9 protein-coding genes are annotated in these 19,589 nt (G+C 64.2%); 1 reads left to right on the top strand and 8 read right to left on the bottom strand.

All coding sequences use genetic code 11. The features are described 5' to 3' along the window. Positions 1-28: 28 nt before the first annotated feature. Both FJW10_RS24485 and FJW10_RS24480 read right to left on the bottom strand, forming a co-directional pair. A complete protein-coding gene (locus FJW10_RS24485) occupies positions 29-2,455 on the bottom strand; it encodes an FAD-dependent oxidoreductase (RefSeq protein ID WP_140901979.1) in 2,427 nt (808 codons plus the stop codon). A 65-nt stretch (positions 2,456-2,520) separates the two neighbouring features. Continuing rightward, positions 2,521-4,059 carry a trimethylamine methyltransferase family protein gene (locus tag FJW10_RS24480; RefSeq protein WP_140901978.1) on the bottom strand — a complete coding sequence of 513 codons (1,539 nt, stop codon included), beginning with the start codon at positions 4,057-4,059 and terminating at the stop codon, positions 2,521-2,523. A 211-nt stretch (positions 4,060-4,270) separates the two neighbouring features. On the opposite strand from FJW10_RS24480, the gene FJW10_RS24475 reads away from it, so the two are divergent. Next, positions 4,271-4,861 carry a transglycosylase SLT domain-containing protein gene (locus FJW10_RS24475; protein ID WP_140901977.1) on the top strand — a complete coding sequence of 197 codons (591 nt, stop codon included), beginning with the start codon at positions 4,271-4,273 and terminating at the stop codon, positions 4,859-4,861. A gap of 42 nt (positions 4,862-4,903) precedes the next feature. Here the strand turns inward: FJW10_RS24475 and FJW10_RS24470 are convergent, their stop codons facing one another. The 6 genes from FJW10_RS24470 to FJW10_RS24445 all read right to left on the bottom strand — a co-directional run bounded on the left by FJW10_RS24470 (position 4,904) and on the right by FJW10_RS24445 (position 19,557). Further along, positions 4,904-7,234, bottom strand: coding sequence for an ABC transporter ATP-binding protein (locus FJW10_RS24470; RefSeq protein ID WP_140828869.1), 2,331 nt, complete (start codon positions 7,232-7,234; stop codon positions 4,904-4,906). 50 nt (positions 7,235-7,284) lie between these two features. Further along, positions 7,285-8,442, bottom strand: a complete 1,158-nt coding sequence (locus tag FJW10_RS24465; protein ID WP_140646108.1) for an ABC transporter permease — start codon at positions 8,440-8,442, stop codon at positions 7,285-7,287. Between the two features lie 11 nt (positions 8,443-8,453). After that, the gene (locus tag FJW10_RS24460) at positions 8,454-9,488 is read right to left on the bottom strand and encodes an ABC transporter permease (RefSeq protein WP_140901976.1); all 1,035 of its coding nucleotides are present in this window, start codon (positions 9,486-9,488) and stop codon (positions 8,454-8,456) included. Positions 9,489-9,637: 149 nt separating this feature from the next. After that, positions 9,638-11,296, bottom strand: a complete 1,659-nt coding sequence (locus FJW10_RS24455) for an ABC transporter substrate-binding protein (protein WP_140828867.1) — start codon at positions 11,294-11,296, stop codon at positions 9,638-9,640. Positions 11,297-11,572: 276 nt separating this feature from the next. Continuing rightward, complete coding sequence (locus FJW10_RS24450) at positions 11,573-17,626, bottom strand: translocation/assembly module TamB domain-containing protein (protein WP_140901975.1); 6,054 nt, start codon at positions 17,624-17,626, stop codon at positions 11,573-11,575. Between the two features lie 2 nt (positions 17,627-17,628). Continuing rightward, on the bottom strand, positions 17,629-19,557 hold the full coding sequence (locus tag FJW10_RS24445; protein WP_140901974.1) for an autotransporter assembly complex family protein: 1,929 nt from the start codon (positions 19,555-19,557) through the stop codon (positions 17,629-17,631). Positions 19,558-19,589 lie beyond the last annotated feature (32 nt).

Below are 19,589 nucleotides of genomic sequence, written 5' to 3'. Positions count from 1 at the left end.
TGAAGCGAATCGGCGAAGCCGTAGCGCTTCAGGCGCGCATCCGTTCGAAATTGGCGTCGAACAGCGGAGCCGCCTGGATGCGCGCCACATGGCGCTTGCCGAGGATCTCGATCTCGAACCCATCCGGTCTGTCGGCGATCTCCTTGGGCACATAGCCCAAGGCGACCGACTTCCTCGAATTATGCGCATAGCCGCCGGACGTGACCCAGCCGAGCACGACGCCGTCATGCCAGATCGCCTCGTCGCCGATGACGTCGGCATCGGTGGCATCGACAATGAAGCTGCGCAGCCGAAGCTTGCCGCCCCCTTTGCGCTCGGCGAGCGCCGCTGCCTTGCCGATGAAATCGGCATCCTTGCCATAGGCGACGAAACGGTCGAGCCCGGCCTCGAGCGGCCCGTAGATCGGCCGGTACTCGCGCGCCCATGAGCCGTAATTCTTCTCCAGCCTGAGCGCATTGAGCGCCCTCGAGCCGAACAGGCCGATCGAAAATTCCTCGCCCGCCGCCAGCAGCGACTGGAAGGCGGCGCGCTGATATTCGGGCGCCACCCAGATCTCGTAGCCGAGATCGCCGGTATAGCTAACGCGCCCGACCAGGCACGGCGCCATGCCGATATCCATCCGCGCCACTGCCATGAATGGGAATGCGGCATTGGAGACGTCGGCGCGGCTGGCTTTCGCCAGCACCTCCCGCGCTTTCGGTCCGGCGATGGCGAGGCCGGTGAGTTTCTGCCCCAGCGCCTCAATGTGTACCGAGCCGTCCTTGGGCAGATGCGCCTCGAACCAGCGCATGTGGTATTGCTCGGCGACGCCGGAGCCGGCGATGAACCATTCGCCGTCGCCAACGTTGGCGAGCGTGAAGTCGCCGATCAGCTTGCCGTCTTGCTTCAGCATCGGCGCCAGCGTCATGCGGCCGGGCTTCGGCAATTTGCAGGCAAGCACACGGTCGAGCCAGGCTGAGGCGCCCTCGCCCGTCACCTTGTATTTGGCGAAGTTCGAGATCTCCGACAGGCCGACGCCGCCGCGCACCGCCGCCACTTCATTGGCGACATGGGCGAAATCGTTGGAGCGCCGCCATGAGAACTCATCCTTGACGCCCGCGGGCGCATACCACAGCGGCACCTCAAGCCCGAAAGAAACGCCCCATTGCGCGCCCTTGGCCGACAGCAGGTCGTAGACCGGCGTCGTCTTGAGCTGGCGCCCGGCCGGCAATTCTTCATTGGGGAAACGGATCGAGAAGCGGCGCGAGTAATTCTCGCGCACTTTGGCGTTGGTGTAGGCCATCGTCGCCCAGTCGCCGTAGCGGGTGACATCCATGGCCCAGATGTCGGCGCCGGGATCGCCCTCGATCATCCAGTTGGAGAGCGCAAGACCGACGCCGCCGCCTTGGCTGAAGCCGGCCATGACGCCGCAGGCGACCCAGAAGCCCGGCAGGCCGCGCACCGGGCCGACCAGCGGGTTGCCGTCGGGCGCGAAGGTGAAGGGGCCGTTGATGATCTGCTTGATGCCGGTTTTCTGGAAGGCCGGGAAGTGGCGAAAGCCGACTTCCAGCGACGGCGCGATGCGGTCGATGTCCGGTTCCAGCAGTTCATGGCCGAAATTCCAAGGCGTGGTGAACTCCGACCACACCTTGTTGGCCTTCTCATAGGTGCCCATCAGCATGCCGCCGCGCTCCTGGCGCAGATACAGCTCGCCGTCGAAGTCGACGGCATGGATGATCTCGGTGCCGGTCTTCTTGTTCCAATCCGTGACCTCCGGCATGTCCTCGGTGATCAGGTACATGTGCTCCATGGCGAGAACCGGCAGTTCCAGCCCGACCATGCGGCCGACCTCGCGCGCCCACAGCCCTCCGGCATTGACGACATGCTCGGTCACCACCTCGCCCTTGTTGGTGATGACGCGCCACAACCCGTCGGGCCGGCGCACGATGTCCTCGACCTTGGTGAAGCGCTCAACCTCGGCGCCCAGTTTGCGCGCGGCCTTGGCATAGGCGTGGGTCACGCCGGACGGATCGAGGTGGCCGTCCTCCTTGTTGCGCACGGCGCCGACGAACTGGCTGGGATCGATCAGCGGCATCAATTCCGCGGCTTCCTTGGCCGAGATCACCTCGAGATCGATGCCGAGATAGCGCCCCTTCGACACGACGCCGCGCAGCCAGTCGAGCCGCGCCTCGGTTGCCGCCAGAAGCACGCCGCCCGTCAGGTGCACGCCCGTCGCCTGTCCCGAAAGCTCCTCGATCTCCTTGTAGAGCGAGATCGTGTATTTTTGCAGCTTGGCGACGTTGGGGTCGCCGTTGATGGTGTGCATGCCGCCGGCCGCATGCCAGGTCGAGCCCGAGGTCAGCTCATCGCGCTCGAGAAGCACGACATCGGTCCAGCCATGGCGGGCAAGATGGAACAGCACCGAGCATCCGACGACACCACCGCCGATGACCACGACCTTTGCATGCGACTTCATGGGGTTTTTCTCGTTGATTCAGTGAGTTGAGAGATTGAAATGAATCAGGATGGGAAGCTGTTCCATCACGGTTCGCCCTGCCCGATCGCCTCCTTGCGGCGCGCCATATAGGCTTCGAGCGCCTCGCACACGGCGGGGTCCATGGCCGGCTGGACATATTCCTCCAGCGCTTTCTTCCACAGCCGCGTCGCGCGCGCCGTCGTGTCGAGCGCTCCGGCCTCCTGCCAGGCCTCGTAATTCTGCCAGTTGGAAAGCATCGGCTGGTAGAAGGCGGTGGCGTAGCGCTCCAGCGTGTGCGGCTCGCCGAAGAAATGGCCGCCGGTCGGCACCGCGCCCAGCGCGTCCACGGCCAGTTCGCCTTCGTCGACCACGATCGGGCGCAAAAACTCCATCATGTGCTGCATCATCTCCACATCAATGATGAGCTTTTCGAACGAAGCCGTCAGCCCGCCCTCCTGCCAACCGGCGGCATGGTAGACGAGATTGCCGTGGCCAAGCACCGCGCCCCACAAAGCCATCAGCGTTTCATAAGCGCCCTGCGCGTCCGCCGCGTTCGAGGCCGAGCCCGGCGTCGTGCGATAGGGCAATCCATAGCGCCGCGCCAATTGCCCTGATGCGATATTGGCCTTGGTGTTTTCCGGCGTGCCGAAGGCGGGCGCGCCAGACTTCATGTCGACATTGGAGGTGAAGGCGCCATACATCACCGGCGCGCCCGGACGCACCAGCTGCGTGAGCACGATGCCGAACAGCGCTTCGGCATTCTGCTGGGCCAGCGCGCCGGCCAGCGTCACCGGGCTCATCGCGCCCATCAGCGTGAACGGCGTCACCGCCACCGACTGGCCGTATTCGGCCATGGTCATCAACCCTTCCGCCATCATCTCGTCGAAGCGGCGCGGCGAGTTGACCGAAATGATGGTGTTGACGCCGGGATCGTCGCGCATCTCGTCAAGCGTCAGCCCGCGCGCGATCGCCATCATCTCGATGCCGTCAAGCGCCCTGCCCCGGCCGATCGCCGAGACGTGGAAAGATTTGTCGGTCAGCGTCAGGTTGGCGAAATAGGTGTCCATGTGCCTTGTGTTCGCCGGCAGCTCGATCGGCGCGCAGACCTGATTGCCCAGCATGTGGATACAGTTGAAATGCTGCGCCAGCCGCACGAGGTCCGAATAGTCGGCAAGGTTGCCGGCGCGGCGGCCGCGCTCCATGTCATGCACATTGGGCGGCCCCGCCACCAGCGTGAAGTTGATCGTGCTGCCGCCGAGATGGATGGCGTGGTCCGGGTTTCGGGGCGTCAGCTTGTAGGCCGGGCGCGTCGACTTCAGCGCCGCCTCGACCATGCCGCGATCGACGCGCACATTCATCGAGCCGTGATCGACCTTGGCGCCGGCGCGCTCGAACAGCGACAGCGCCCGCGCGCTCATCACCTCGATGCCGAAATTCTCCAGTATATGCATCGACGCCTGGTGGATGGCCTCGATCTGGTCGGCCGACAGCAGTGCCATGGGCGGGTAGGGATTCTCCACTCGCCGCCGCGGCAGTTGCGGAATGGCCGCTGGCCCACGGTTGCTGGTGCGCTCGGCACCGCGCTTGCGTCTTGGTTCGCTCATGCGCGCATCAGAGCGCCGGCATCACCTGCGAGCTGTCAGGAATTCGCCATTTGCCGGCGGGATTTTAGCCCAGGCGGCATTTTTCAAAAACAACGAAGAGAATAACGACGCCTATGGTCGTAATATCGACATTCGGCTTTCTCGTGCCCCCGCGAGCGCGTTAAGGAACCTGGCAAGACTCCTTTTATGATTTCGGCCTATTCGTCTTCCAATGTGTAGGTCGAGTTTTCGTAAAATTGTCGCCGTCTCCGTGCTGTTGGCGCTTTCGGCCTGCGCGACGGCGCCCAGTCACATCAACAACGTCTGCGCCGTCTTCGACCAGAATGACGGCTGGTTCGACAACTGGCAGTCCGCCGCCGAACGGACCGAGCAGAAATACGGCATCCCCGTCCCCGTGCTGATGGCGACGGTGCGCAAGGAATCCGGCTTCAAGAGCAATGCCCGCCCGCCGCGCACCAAGTTGCTCGGCTTCATCCCGTGGAGCCATGTCTCGAGCGCCACGGGCTACTCGCAGGCGCTCGACGGCACCTGGTCGCAATATCAGAGCGAGACCGGCAACTGGACGGCGCGCCGCACGCGCTTTGCCGACGCCATCGACTTCGTCGGCTGGTACCACTCCAAGACCGCCGACACCTTTGGCGTCGCCCGCAACGACACCTACAATCTCTATCTGGCCTACTACCTCGGCTGGACCGCCTATGGCCGCGGCAATCGCGGTGACGCCGGCGTTCAAGGCTACGCGCGCGCCACCGACCAGATGGCCCGCGACTACGCCGCGCAGATGCGGCAGTGCGGCAATTAAAGCGCGTCGCGCTGAAGTGGATTCAGGCGACGCGCTTTAAGGCTAGTGACGTCTTGTCGTGTCCTTGGGCTTTGAAACACCGGTTTCCGATGTCTCGTCGCGGACTTCGTGGCGACGGGCTCGCATGCCGGCCTCGCCCTGCTCCACGGCCTCCCCGATCTGGTCGGCTTCCGCGCTGCCCGTTTTGCCTCGTGGGCGGTTCGGCGCCGTTCCTGTAAAACCCGGGCCAGTGCCGTGCGCATCATCCGGCACGCCTTCATGGGCGGCATGGTCCTTGTCGAACTTGATGACCGGCTCCATCTTCGCCAGCACGTCGTCCGAAAGCCAGCACAGGCTCATATGGCCGTCGCCGAGGTTCTTGACCGGCGGCACCTTGGTCTCGCACAGATTGTCCGGCACCAGCTTCTTGTAGCCGCAGCGCGTCTGGAACGGGCAGCCGGTCGGCGGGTTCATCGCCGACGGGATGTCGCCTTCGAGCACGATGTGCTTCTTGACCACGCTCGTGTCGGCGATCGGGATCGCCGAGAGCAGCGCCTCGGTATAGGGATGGTAAGGCGGCGAGAAGATCTGGTCGGTCGTGCCTTGCTCGACGATATAGCCGAGATACATGACGACGACGCGGTCGGCGATGTAGCGCACCACCGACAGATCGTGGCTGATGAACAGCATCGTCGTCTTGTTCTTGCGCTGGATATCCATCAGCAGTTCGGTCACCGCCGCCTGCACCGAGACATCGAGCGCCGAGACCGGCTCGTCGGCCACCACCACCTTGGCGTCGCCGGCAAAGGCGCGCGCGACGCCGATGCGCTGCTTCTGGCCGCCCGACAGCTGGCGTGGCTTGCGGGTCTCGAAGGCGCGCGGCAGCTTCACAAGGTCGAGCAGCTCCAGCATGCGCTGGCGCCGCTCGGCGACATTCTTGCCGACCTTGAACTTCTCCAGCGTTCGGATGATCTGCGAGCCGACGCTGTGGCTGGGGTTCAGCGTGTCGAACGGGTTCTGGAACACCATCTGGATCGAAGACACGGTCTCGACATTGCGTCTCTCGATGCCGGTCGACTGGATCTCCTTGTTGCCCAGCGTCACCGTGCCGGAGCTTGCGGTCTCCAGCCCCAGAAGCACCTTGGCGAGTGTCGACTTGCCGCAGCCGGATTCGCCGACGATCGCAACCGTCTCGGATTCGCGCGCGGTGAACGAGATCGTCTCGTTGGCCTTGACGACGCGGCCTTCGCTGGAGCCGAACACCTCGCTGCCGCCAACCCTGTAGTATTTCTTGAGATCGTCGATCTTGAGCACCGGCGCGCCGGGCTCGACCTTTTCGTTGACCTTCTTGGCGCCGGGCGGCAGCGCCTCCCAGTCGATCTCGTTGAACCGCACGCAGCGAGAGAAATGCCCCTCATGGCCGTCGACCGGGACCATCGGGATTTCCGCGGCGTTGCAGACGCCCTCGACGAAATGGTGGCAACGCGGACCGAAATTGCAGCCCTTCGGCCGCTCATGCGGCAGTGGCAACTGGCCGGGAATGGAGATCAACGGCCGCGAGTTCTTGTCCGCGCCTGGCAGCGGGATCGAGCGGAACAGCCCTTGCGTATAGGGATGGCGCATCCGGTCGAACACGTCCTTGATCTTGCCGGTCTCGACCGCCTCGCCCGAATACATCACCGTGATCTTGTCGCAGGTCTCGAGGATGAGGCCGAGATTGTGCGACACGAAGATCATCGATGTGCCGAACTTCTCACCCAGCCCCTTGACCAGTTCGACGATGCCGGCCTCGACGGTGACGTCGAGCGCCGTCGTCGGCTCGTCGAGCAGCAGGAGCGCCGGCTTGGAAAGCAGCGCCATGGCGATGACGATGCGCTGCTGCTGGCCGCCCGACAGCTGGTGCGGATAGGAGCGCATCATGCGCTCGGGATCGGGCAGCCTCACCGCCCGCACCATCTCCAGCGCGCGGCTATGCGCCTCTTCCTTCGACACCTTGTCGTGGATCAGCGGCACTTCCATCAGCTGCTGGCCGATCTTCATCGCCGGATTGAGGCTCGCCATCGGCTCCTGGTAGATCATGGCGATCTTGTTGCCGCGGATGGAGCGTAGCTCCTCCTCGGAGAGCTCGCCCATATCCTTGCCCTGGAACTTGATCTTGCCGCCGACGATCTTTCCGATGTTGGAAAGGTCACGCATGATGCCGAGCGACACGGTCGACTTGCCGCAGCCGGACTCGCCGACGATGCCCATCGCCTCGCCGGGCATGACCGTGCAGGAAAAATCCATCACGGCCGGGATCTCGCCCTTGCGGGTGAAGAAGGAGATCGAGAGGTTCTCGATCTCGATGATCGGCCCATTGGTCGGCTTGCCTGGATCTCGAACTGCCTCGTTCATGGGTCGCTCCAATCCTTGGTTCTTGGAAGATGGGGCCGAAAGCCCCGCCATCAATCCTTCATCGACTGTTCACGCAGCGAATCCGCCAACAAGTTCAGCCCCAGCACGAACGACATCAGCGCGATCGTCGGCGGCAGCGCCGGGTGGATGAAGGAACGCAAGAGGCGGCTGGCGTCCTTGATCGCGGTGCCCCAGTCGGGGCTTTCCGGCGCCAGGCCCAGGCCGAAATAGCCGAGCGTTCCGAGCAGGATCGTCGTGTAGCCGATACGCAGGCAGGCATCGACGATCAGCGGACCGCGCGCATTGGGCAGGATCTCCCACAGCATGATGTACCAGGGCGATTCACCGCGCGTCTGCGCCGCCGCAACATAGTCGCGCGTCTTGATGTCCATGGTCAGACCGCGCACGATGCGGAATACGCCGGGGCTGGAAGCGAACACCACCGCCACGAAGATGTTGAGCTGGTTCGGATCGATGTGGACGATGTGGAACGGATCCTTGTCGAAGACGAGGCCCGCATAGATCCAGCCGCCGACGACCAGCGTGATGCCAAGCAGGATATAGAGCCGATCCGGCCGGTTTTTGAACCGCGTCCAAAACAGGACGCTGAAGAAGATGATCGGAAACAGGAAGAACAATCCCGCCATCGCATAGGGGATCGGCGTGTCCATGATGCCCGGCGTCACCAGCAGGTAGAACAGAAGGATCACCGGGAAGGCCAGCACCAGATTGGCAAGGAACGACAAGAGCGTGTCGATCTTGCCGCCATAGTAACCGGCCGGCAGGCCGAGCGTGATGCCGACCATCAGCGCGAAGCCGGTGGCGGCCGGTGCGATGATCAGCACGATCTGGCTGCCATAGACCATGCGCGAGAAGACGTCGCGGGCAAGCTTGTCGCCACCGAAATAATAGACGAGCTTCGATGCCGGCTCGATCGCGCCGGGCAGCGTGTCCTTCATCACCGAGATCTGCGCCAACGGGTCGAAGGGCGAAATGGTCGAGGCGAAGATCGCCGTGAACAGCCAGAACAGGCAGATGAAGACGCCGGCGATGCCGACGCCGCTGTCGAAGAGCTGGCCGTAGAGACCGAGCCGCTTCTTGTAGGTAAAGCTGGCGCCCATCACCAGGATGAGCCCGACCCACACCGGCCAGAACCGCCAGAGCACGCCGATAACCACGTCGAAGGCGCTGATATATTCGGTTTGCATCGGCCCTGCCCCTACTGAACCCTGATACGCGGATTGAGAAACGCGTAGCCGACATCGGAAATGAGCTGCGTGATCAGCACGATGAACACCGAGACCAGCGAGCAGCCGAGCAGCAGATCGATGTCGTTGTTGCCGGCGGCTTCGACCAGCGTGTAGCCAAAGCCCTGGTAGCGGAACATCACCTCGACGATGACGACGCCGGTGAGCAGCCACGGGAACTGCAGCATGATGATGGTGAAGGGTGCGATCAATGCGTTGCGCAACGCATGCTTGATGACCACGCTGCTGAAGGACAGGCCCTTCAGCCGGGCGGTGCGGATATATTGCTGCGTCATCACCTCGACCATCGAGGCGCGTGTCATGCGCGCGATATAGCCGATGCCGTAGATCGCCAGCGTGATCACCGGCAGCGTGAAATTGTAGAAGGTGATGCCTTGGCTGGCGGATGCAGCCGAACCGTTCAGCCAGCCGAGCCAGGAGGCGAAGATGACGGTGAAGATGACGCCCGACACATATTCGGGCGTCGCCGTCGAGGCGATCGAGGCCACGGACAGCACACGGTCGGTGCGCGAGCCTTCGCGCATGCCGGCGAGAATGCCGATCAGCAGCGAGATCGGCACCATCACCGCCAACACCCAGAACATCAGCAATCCGGTGGCGCCGAGGGCCGGGAAAAGCTTGGCCCCGACCGTCGTCTTGAACTTGGTCGAGCAACCGAAATCGCCCTGCAGAACGCCGGAGAATGTCGGCTCGATCGGGTCGTTGCAGAAGGAGAAGCGTTGCGTCGTCTTGCCGGTCGCCGGATCGGTGATCGGATGCTTCGGCAGGACGCCCAGCCACTGGCCGTAGCGCACGAAGAAATTCTGCCGGTAGCCATGGTTGACCAGCCAGCTTTCAAGCTGGTCGGCGGGCGTGTGCATCTCGGTCTGGCTGATCGCCAGTTTCTTGAGATTGGGCTCGAGATTGACGAGAAAGAACACGACCAGCGTCAGGCACAGCATCGTGAGCAGTATGGTGCCGATGCGTCTGGCGATGAATGAGAACATGCGCGCCCCCTGCCGGCCGGGTTGGGGTCAGATAGGTTCAACCCTGTTTCGAAAAGCGGATGAGGCCCCGCCACCGCAGCAGGATGTGCAGCGGCGACGGAGCTTGAGATACGAGGGGCCGCGGCCCCTCGTATTCATCGCGCCATGGATCACGCCTGGTCGAGCCAGACCTTGCCGAAGTCGTGCTCGTAGGTGGGGTGCATCGAGTGGTTCTTCACCTCGGGCTTGATGTTGATGTAGAGCTTGCGCCAGTAAGGCTGGATGATGATGCCGGAATCCTGCAGCATCTGCTCGATGTCCTTCATCACAACCTTGCGCTTCTCCGCATCGGCGATGCCGAGCGCCTCGTTCACCTTCTTGTCGAAGTCCGGGTTGGCATAAGCGGTCTCGTTCCAGGCTTCGCCGGTGCGGTAGGCGATGGCGATGACCTGGATGCCCAGCGGACGCATGTTCCAGTTGGTTTCCGAGAACGGATACTTCGTCCAGTCGTTCCAGAAGGTCGAGCTCGGCAGCACGGTGCGCTTCACCTTGATGCCGGCCTCGCGCAACTGGGCCGCGATCGCGTCCGTGGTGTTCTTGTGGTAGTCCTCGTCGTTGCTGATCAGCTCGTGCTCGAAATCGATCGCGCCGGCTTCCGTCAGCATCTGCTTGGCCTTGGCGATGTCGCGCTTGACCTCTGGCAGCTTGACATACTCCGGATGGATCGGCGCGACATGGTGGTTTTCGGCCGGCGTGCCGGCATTGCCGTAGCCGAGTTGCAGCACGGTGGCATTGTCGACGGCAAGCAACATCGCCTGACGAACCTTCTGGTCGTCATAGGGCTTCTTGGTGACATTGAAGCGAGACACAACCGTGGCTGCCGTCACGACTTCCGAAACCGGCGCTCCGACATCCGCTATGATCTTGATGTAGTCGGCGGTGGTTTCGTGGTTGGTCTGGACTTCGCCCGACTCGAAAGCCGAGACGGTCGCCGCCGGATCGGTGCCGTAATCGATGAACTCCACGCCGTCGAGGAAGGCCTCGCCCTGCCACCACTTGCCGGTCTCGCGGCGCTTGTAGACCACCTTCTGGCCGACATCGTAGGAGACCAGCTCGAACGGACCGGTGCCGATCGGGCAGTTCTTGAAGTTGGCGCCCTTCTCGTCGAAGGTCTTGTGCACGACCAGCGCCGGGTAATCGCACAGGTTCGGGATGATGGCGATGTCGGGCTTGGACAGCTTGAGCTTGACCGTCATGTCGTCGACCTTGACGACGGAGCCGTCGCGCAGCTTCTTGGTCGTGTCGTCGACGAGGCTGCCGAGGCGGCCAGGCATCGAATTGCCTTCCGCGCCCTTATCGGCCCAGCGGTTGAAATTGTAGATCACGTCGTCGGCGGTGAACTTGTCGCCATTGTTCCACTCGACGCCCGGCCGCACATGCAGCGTGTATTCCGTGGCGTCGTCATTGATGTCCCAGCTCGCCAGCAGGTAGGGCGCGAAGGTATATTCCTTGGTGTATTTCACCAGCGGCTCGAGCGCCTGGCGCTCGGCATTGGAGATTTCGGACCAGTCGGCGGTGCGCGGATCCTTCGGATCCTTGACCGACATCGCGACCTTGATCACGCCGCCCTTCTTGCCCTGCACGTCCTCGGCCCGGGCCGGGGTAGGCGCGGCGAGGCCGAGCATGCCATAGGCCATTGCCGTCGATGCGCCGAAGACGCTTGCCAAAGCCAGAAACTCGCGGCGGTCCACGCCGCCCGATTTGGCTTCTTCGGCCATTTTCAGGATGTGATCCGGAACACGGTCACCATTGCTCTTGTAGATTGCCATGACTTACTCCCATTGTTGGCTTTCCGCCTTGTAACATTCCGCATCCAGGCCGTGATGTCAAAACACGGTGTGAAGTGGGAACATGTTAGGGAATGTGCATCTTTGGTTGCAATACGGTTCGCGCGATAGCGACAGTCTTGACGCAAATTTGTTAGCGTGAGGCGGATTTTCCCAAAATTCGTCGCGGGCGATTAAATCAATACATTTTATGAGGATAGGGGCTCTGTGGCCGCGGCGAGCGGCCGCTTCGGTTCGGCTTGGAAGGGTCGCGCAGCCTCAATATTCGCGTTCGTAGAAGACGCCGCCCTTTGCTTCGCCGGCGTCGTTGGCCTCGCCGCGCAGTTTCACGCCGCGGCCGACATTGAGGTCGATCGTGGCCTTGCCGGAACCCGGCTTGTCGCCCTTCTGTATGGTCACATAAGTGCGGTCGTTGAGGTACTTGCCGGCCGAAACCGCTGTGCCGCCCTTTTCGTCCGTCGTCACATCGAGATCGTCGACGCCGATGGCGCTTTGCAGGTTCTCGAGCAACGACGTCGAGCCGCCGACGCCAGCCAGCTGCGCGGCGGCGCTCGCAAGCTGCGCGATCTGCAGCGGCGACAGTTTGGACATGGATTGGCCGAAGATGAGCTGCGCCATCACCTCGTCCTGGGGCAGCGCCGGCACCGAGGAGAAGGTGAACTTCGGATTGGTCGCCTCGCCCGACACGAGAATCGTGACCGTGGCGCTGCTCGTCGTCGTGGTCGCCGTCATGTTGAGATAGGGCACCAGCGAACCCTGGAACCCGATCGTGCCCTCGGTGAAGGTCAGCCGCTTGGAGAGGATGATCAGCCGTCCGCGCTGCAAGGTGAAAGTGCCGACTGCCTGCGGCGCCGAGGCAGAGCCCGTCAACTTCAGCGAGCCGCCGAGTTCGGCATCGACGCCCCTGCCCTGGATGAAGATCTGGTTCGGCGCGTTGACCGTCACGTCGAGCGTCAGGCCGCTGCCGCCGTTGCTGCTGCCGCTGGACGTCGCCGGACGCAGCGCCTTGTCCTGCGCGCGCACCGAAGCCGGCGCGTTCTTGTGCTTGACATCCAGCGCCGAAAGCGAGCCCGGCAGCTTTTCCGGGACGGTGATGACCGTCCTCGCCAGGTTGATCGTGCCGGCGATCACCGGCGCCGAGACGAGCGGGCCCTTGACGGTCAGGTCGCCGCCGAGATTGGCGGTCACCACCCGGCCGTCGGTGTAGCGGCCGTCGGTGAGCTTGACCGACAGATCGGCCGGAAAACCTTGCGCCGGCGTGATGCCCACCGTGCCGCTCGCCGACAGGTTGCCGCGCGTCGACAGCTTTCCGGTCAAGCGGTTGATCCTGGCGACGCCGCCGCCAATCGCGACGTCGGCGGCGATATCGTTGACCGCCAGGCCGGAGCGGGCATCGATAAGGCGCGAGCCGGATGTCGTGACTTTGCCGCTGATCACCGGCGCGGATGCAGGGCCACGCACCTGCACATCGACATTGGCGGTGCCGTTGAGCGCCAGACCTTGAGCGGCGAGCTTGGCGGCAAGGAAGGAAAAAGGCACCTTGCCGTTGAAGTCGAGCGCCAAGGTGGGCGTGCCTGCCGTCGCAACCGTGCCGCCACCCTTAAGGCCGAGGCCGGCGCCGTCGCTGATGTTGGCGTCGAAGGCGAGCTTGTTGCCGGCGAAGGTTCCCGACGACGACACATTCATGCCGCCGAGGCCGGCGCTACGTGTCTGCGAGGTCTGCACGCCGGAAGCATCGATGTTGAAGGCGACCGAGGGGGTCGAAGGCTGGCCGGTGACCTTGACCGTGCCCGAGATCGAGCCGGCCGCGTCGAGACCCGGCGAAAAACTGTTGGCGAGCGAGATCGGCACCCTCGCCAGGTTGGCATTTATGTCGAGCGCCTGCGCGACCTTGCCCGTCACCGTCGCCGTGCCGCCGCCGAGGTTGAGCACCAGCCGGTCGAGCGTCGTCACCCCGTTGGCGATGGTCACGGTCGAGGTCTGCGCGATCGCCGCCTTGATGCCCTGCACCGTCGCCTGGCCGGATGCGAGCTCGATGGTCGTCGTTCCGTTGGCGACCTTCACTCGCCCGGTCGCCTTCGCCGGGATGTTCTTGACGGTGGCGCCACCCGAGAAGCCGGTCCAGTCGCCGTCGCGCTTGAGATCGACATCGATGCCGGTGATGGCGGTCCCGCCGGACGTCACGCTCTCGGCGCGCACCGTGCCGGCAATGACCGGTGCTGCCATATAGTTCGCGATCTGCGCGTCGATGGCGACATTCCTGGCCGAGAGATCGCCGCGCTTGATCTCCGAGGTGTTCGCCTTGACCGCGACGTTGGGTCCGTTGGCCGCCTTGGTGAAAGCGATCGTGCCACGCACATTGCCCTCGGCCTTTTCCAGGGCCAGCGCGGCGAGCGGCCCGACATCGGGCAGGTCGAGCGAAACGGTGCCGACCGGCACGAAGGCATCGTCGAGGATGAGGTCGCCGGAGATCTTGTTCGGACCGAGCGACAGCAGAAGCCCGTTGATGGCGCGGCTGCCATTGGTCGTGGCGAGCACCGCGCTGCCCTCGAGGTTCTGTCCGGCGACGTTGCCGGTGAGCTGTACATTGGCCGCCGGATTGGCGGCGTCGGCCTTGCCGGTGGCCGTCAGCTTCAGCCCGGTGATCTCGCGCGCCGCCACCGAAAGCCGGTCGCTGCTCACCGTCATCGACAGGTCGGGCGCGGTGACCGGACCTTGCGCATTCAGGGCAAAGGCAATGGCGCCCTTGGCGTCTTTCGAGAGCCCTGAAACGTCGTTCAACGCGCCTCTGATCCCGGCGGCCAGCTTGCTGTCGGCAAGGCTCGCCTGGCCATCGGCGGTGAGCGCGCCCGAATTCAGCTTCAGCCCGTCGACATTGACATTGCCATTGGCATCCCGCTTCAGCGAGGCGCTCAACGCAGCGCTCTCGCCAAGCATGCCGCGCACCGCCGCCGGCAGGGCCGAAGAAGCGACATCGGCCTTCAGATTGAGGTCGACCGCGCCGTCGCCCAGCGATATCCGGCCCGCGACCTGGCTGTTGAGTGCGTCGCTTTTCAAGGAGCCGCTGTTGACGGCGACGGCATCGGTCGTCAAGCGGCCATTGACCTTGGCCGTGACCTTGCCGGCGATCAGCGGCGCGATCATGGGATTGTCGAGGCCGATCCTGTCCACCGATACCGTGCCGGAGACCGGACCTGCCCGCCCCTTGAGGTCGAAGGCATCCGAATGCAGCACCAGGGTGAGACCGTCCACCTTCGCCTGGCTGGCGGCAATGGAAGGCAGGATCGCGGACACATCGAGCCGCGCTTGCGTGCTCTCGCCCGCCATCCTTGCCGACAAGGACTGGACCGCGATCTTGACCGGGCTTTGGGCGCTGCCGACCGTCAACGGCAGGCTGGGTCCGGATGAGGTAAGGTCGAGGGAGAAATCGCTGGCGCCGTTGGGGTTCAAGGTGCCGGCGGCCTTGCCCGAAATCCCCTGGCCCGAAAGCGTGGCGTGGTCCAGGGCCACGCCCCCCGCCAGCGTATAGCCGCCGGCAGCGTCCAGATCCAGCGGCCCGAGCCCGGCCTGGCGGGTCTGGCTGGTTTCGGCGCCCGCCACCTTGGCATTGAACTGAACGTCGGGGCTGGACGACGGACCCGTGACGTGCGCCGTGCCCTCCACCGTTCCCGCCCCGTCGAGGCCGGGCACGAAATCATTGGCGAGCGCCACCGGCAGGTCGGCGAGGCTTGCCGTCAAGTCCAGGGTCTGACCGGCGCTGCCGGAAACGGTCGCCGAACCGCCGCCGAGATTGAGCGCGAGCTTCTCGATGGAGGTCACGCCGTTAGCGATGGAAAGGCTGGATGGTTCGGCGATGGCCGCCTTGATGCCACGCACCGTCGCCTCGCCGGAAGCGATTTCAACGCTCGTCGTGCCGTTGGCGATCTTCACCCGCCCGGTGGCTGTGGCCGGAATGCCGGACGCCGTAGCGCCGCCGGTAAAGTTCGTCCAGTCGCCGTCGCGCTTCAAATCGATGCCGATGCCGCTGATGACGGTGCTGCCGGAGGTCACGCTGTCGGCCTTGATCGTGCCCGAGATCGCGGGCCCCTTCAGGTAGTTGGCGATCAGCGCGTCGACGGTGATCGTCTTTGCCGCCAGCTCGCCGCGCGCGATCGACGTGCTGGCCGCATTGATGGTGACGGTCGGGGCCTCGCCCTCCTTGGCAAAGGCGATCGTGCCGTTGATGTCGCCGGTCGCGGTCTGATTGGCCAGGGCGGCAAGCGGCCCGATGTCGGGCACGGCAAGCGTCAAAGTGCCGAGCGGCAGGAACTTGTCGTCGAGCGCGAGATCGCCCGAAACCTTGTTGTCGCCAAGCGCCAGGCTCAGCCCCTTGATCGAGCGATTGCCGTCGGCGGTCACCAGCGAGGCCTCGATATCGAGCGCCTGCCCCTCGGCGCTGCCGGTCAGCGAGATGTCGGCCGACGGATTGGCGATGTCGGCCTTGCCTTTGGCCGAGAGCTTGATGTCCTTCACCGTCCGGCCGGCGGCCGTCAGGCTGGCGCTGTCGGCCGACACCGTGAAATCCGGCGCCAAACGCGGACCGCTCGCGCTCAGCGCGAAGTTGACCCCGCCGGCAAGCGGCGTGCCGGCGAGCGACGACAGCGGCGAGACGTCGCCCAACGTGCCCTTGACGCTGGCCTGGATGTCCGAGCCCTGCATGCTGCCGGTGCCGCTGGCGCTGAGCGAGCCGGAGCTGATCTCCAGCGAATTGGCGGCGAACGCGCCCTGCGGGTCGCGGGTCGCGGTCGCCGAAAACGTCACCCGCTCGCCGAGCAGCGAGCTGATCTGCGGCGGCAATGCCTTCGAGACGGCGTCGGCATTCATCTTCAGCGTCATCGACAGATCGGCGAGCGACACGCCCGCCGTCAGCGCGGCGTTGAGCGCATCGCTACGCAAGGTGCCTTTCTCGATGGTCACGGTCTCGCGGCTGATCGTGCCGGAAAGATCCGCGGCGAGCTTGCCGGTCACCAGCGGCGCCAGCGTCGCCACGTCCGTCTTCAGGCCGGCGGCCGCGAGCTTGATGCTGACCGGGCCGCTGCGGTTCTCGATATCGAAGCCGTCGGAATGGATCTCGCCCGTAATGTTGTTGAGCTGGGTCCCGCCGACGGCCACCGAGGCAAGCGACGTACCGATATCGACCATCGGCGCCTTGCCGTCGCCAAAGGCGCGCACCGTTGCCTTTTCGACCGCGACCAGGATCGGTGCAGCGCTGTTGCCGACATCGATAGTGACCGGCTTGTCCTTGGCGGAGAGATCGACGGAGAGGTCGCTGGCGCCCTTCGGATCGACATTGCCGGTCGCGGCGCCATGCACCGCATCGCTCTCTATGGTAGCGCGTTCGATATCGACCCCGCCCGACGTGGTCGCCGTTCCGGCGAGGTCGAAGCTCGTCTTGCCGGCAAACAGCGCCTTTATCCTCTCCGGCAGGAACCCTTCGAACTGGCCGTCGCCCTTGGCCTCGATGCGATGGCCCTTGTCGGTAAGTTGGTGCCGGCCGGTCAACTGGCTGATGATCTGGCCGTCGACCATGAAGGTGCCGACGCCGCTCCAGTTAGCTAAAGGTCCGCTGCCGGAAACCACGATGTTGACGGGCGGCGCATCCGGCAGCTTGAGCAGGTTGGCGATAATGCCGCCCGCCGGCTCCGAAGCCTTGAGATCGAGGTCGAGCTTGTTGTCGGCCGGCGCAAAATGGATTTTGGCGTCGACATTGCCCTCTCTGCCGTCGTGACGGCTCACGTTCAGCAGGCTCTCGATCGCCAGCGGCGATGGATCCGCCTTGAGCGAGCCCTTGGCGGCCAGTTCGGCGATGCCGCTGCCGGCAAGCTCCTGTCCCAGCGCGATCTCCGGCAGGTCGATCTGCTTGACGTCGATCGAAACCGGCAGGCTCGTCGAGCCGCCCTGTGATGGCTGCTGGCTTGGCTGTGGCAGCCGCGCCAGTTCGATGCGCTCGGCGGCAAAGCGATCGGCATTGAAATTCCAGGAAAGCAGCGCCGTCGGCGACCAGTCGAGCGCCACCTTGCGCGCCACCATCCAGGGCCCGGCGCGGTCTTCCAGCACCACATGGTCGACCCTCAATGTGCCCGACCAGATGCCTTCGATACCGGCGACCGTCACCTTGCGGTCCTCGTTCGAAGCCACCTTCGAAATCAGGCCGGCGAGGTTCTGGCGGCCACCTTCGGTTCCGGTCAGAACGACAAGCGCGCCGATCGCCACCACCAGCAGGATCAGCAGCGTGTAGAGTAAGATGCGGAGGATGCGCCGGAAAATCTTCATCGTCAGAACGCCTGACCGATGCCGGCATAGATGCCGAAATGCGGATCGCCCGGATCGCGGTTGAGCGGCACGGCCGCGTCGATGCGCAGCGGCCCGAACGGCGTGATGTAACGCAGGCCGACGCCGGCGCCGACCTTCACATCCGAGAAATCGGGGAAGGATTTGGTCGAGACCGTGCCGGCATCGACGAACGGGACAATGCCGATCGTGTCGGTGACGCCGATGCGCATCTCGACCGAGGTTTCGAAGAACGAGAGACCGCCGATCGGCTGGCCGTCGATATCCTTCGGGCCGATGCCCTGGTAGGAATAGCCGCGCACCGAGCCGCCGCCGCCGGAATAGAAGCGCCGGTCGGCGGGCACGTTCTGCAGCCCGGTGCCGACGATCGAGCCGAGCGTCGCGCGTTCGGCGAGCACGAACCTGCTCGCCGTGTCGAGCGACTGGTAGGTGTAGCCCTCGCCCTTCAGCTTCAGGAAGGTCGCGCCGTTCAATATGTCGTAGCTCGGCTCGGCATAGGCGAGGAAGCGGAACCCCCTGGTCGGGTTCAGCTTGTTGTCGCGGCTGTCATAGACATATTGCAGCGGTACGCTGGCGATCAGATAGGTATGCTTGCCGAAGGCGTCGGTGATCTTCGAATAATCGAGGTCGAATTCGGCCGAGACCCGCTGCTTCTTGTCGAGGTCGTAGGAAACGCCGACGTCGCCCTTGACCGAGAAATGATCATAGGCATCGGGGTGTTCGAACACCGTCTTGATGCCGGTGAAGAATTTCGATGTCGGCCCGAGCACGCCCGGTTTCTCGAACATGACGCCGGCATTGTAGTTGAGCGCGGAGATGCTGTTGCTGCCAATGCCGCTGATCGAGCCGTCGATACGCAGCTTCTCCGCCTGGCCGAACAGGTTGCGGTGTCCCCAATAGCCTTCGAGCCCGAGGCCTTCCGTGTTCGAGAACGTGCCGCCGATGCCGAAATAGCGTGGCTTGCGCTCGCTCACCTGGACATCGATCGGGATGTTGCCCTTGGCGTCGAGGGTGTCGCCTTCCTTGATGGTCACGCTGTTGAAGACTTCGAGCCCGAGCAGCCGGTCGCGGGCATCGTCGATCTCCTGCGGCGAATATTGCTGGCCTCGCTTCAAGCCGGTCATGTATTCGGTGAAGTCGCGATCGACCTTTTCCGTGCCCTCGACCGTCGTATCGCCATAGCCGGCGACCGGACCGGCCGCCACCGTCAGCGTCACGTCCAGCGTCGAGGTGGCGTGCTCGGCGACGATCTCGCGGTCCGTCACCTTGGCAAGCGGCCTGCCCTCTTCCTTCAGCGCCCGCACGATCAGCGCTTCGGCCTTGAGCACCGCGCCGGAGCCGGCATCGCCGCCGGCAATCAGGCCGAAGTCGGCTGCCGCCAATCCCGCCGCATCACCCTTCAGCCGGATGTTGCCCAACGTGAATTTCGCTCCGGGGGAAACCGTGACGACCACCGGAATGGGCTGCGGCCCCTTGAACTCGGCATCCGGCGGCAACTCGTCGATCGACTTGCCGTCGATCGCGATGGTGACCACGCCCTCGTAGCGGGCATCGGCGTAGAGGGCGGCGACCAGTTGTTCGCGGTCGCCGCGCGCCTTGGCCATCAGGCCGAGCGATCCGGACACCGGATGGTCCTCGTCGTTTTTCAGCGCCGAGGCATTTTCGAGCTTTTTGACCAGATCCTTGTCGGCGTCAGTAGCATTGATTGTCACCGAGTAGCGCAGCGGATCGACGATGTCGGCATCCTCGTCCTTGGACGAACCCCAAAGTTTGATGCCGAAAATCTCGAAAGCCGCCGCCTGCCGTACCTCCGCGGCCAGCACAGTCGAGCAGATGAGCGCGAAAAGCAGGGCGCGCGGAAGCCCGCGCCCTGGCGCGAACCCTCCTGACATCTGCGTTTCATGCGCCGGCATTAAGACAACCTAGTCGACAAAACTAAAATTGG

It is taken from the genome of Mesorhizobium sp. B4-1-1, assembly GCF_006439375.1.
GTDB lineage: Bacteria > Pseudomonadota > Alphaproteobacteria > Rhizobiales > Rhizobiaceae > Mesorhizobium.
Note: the sequence above shows the minus strand (reverse complement) of the source record. Positions and strands in the feature narration are given on the sequence as shown.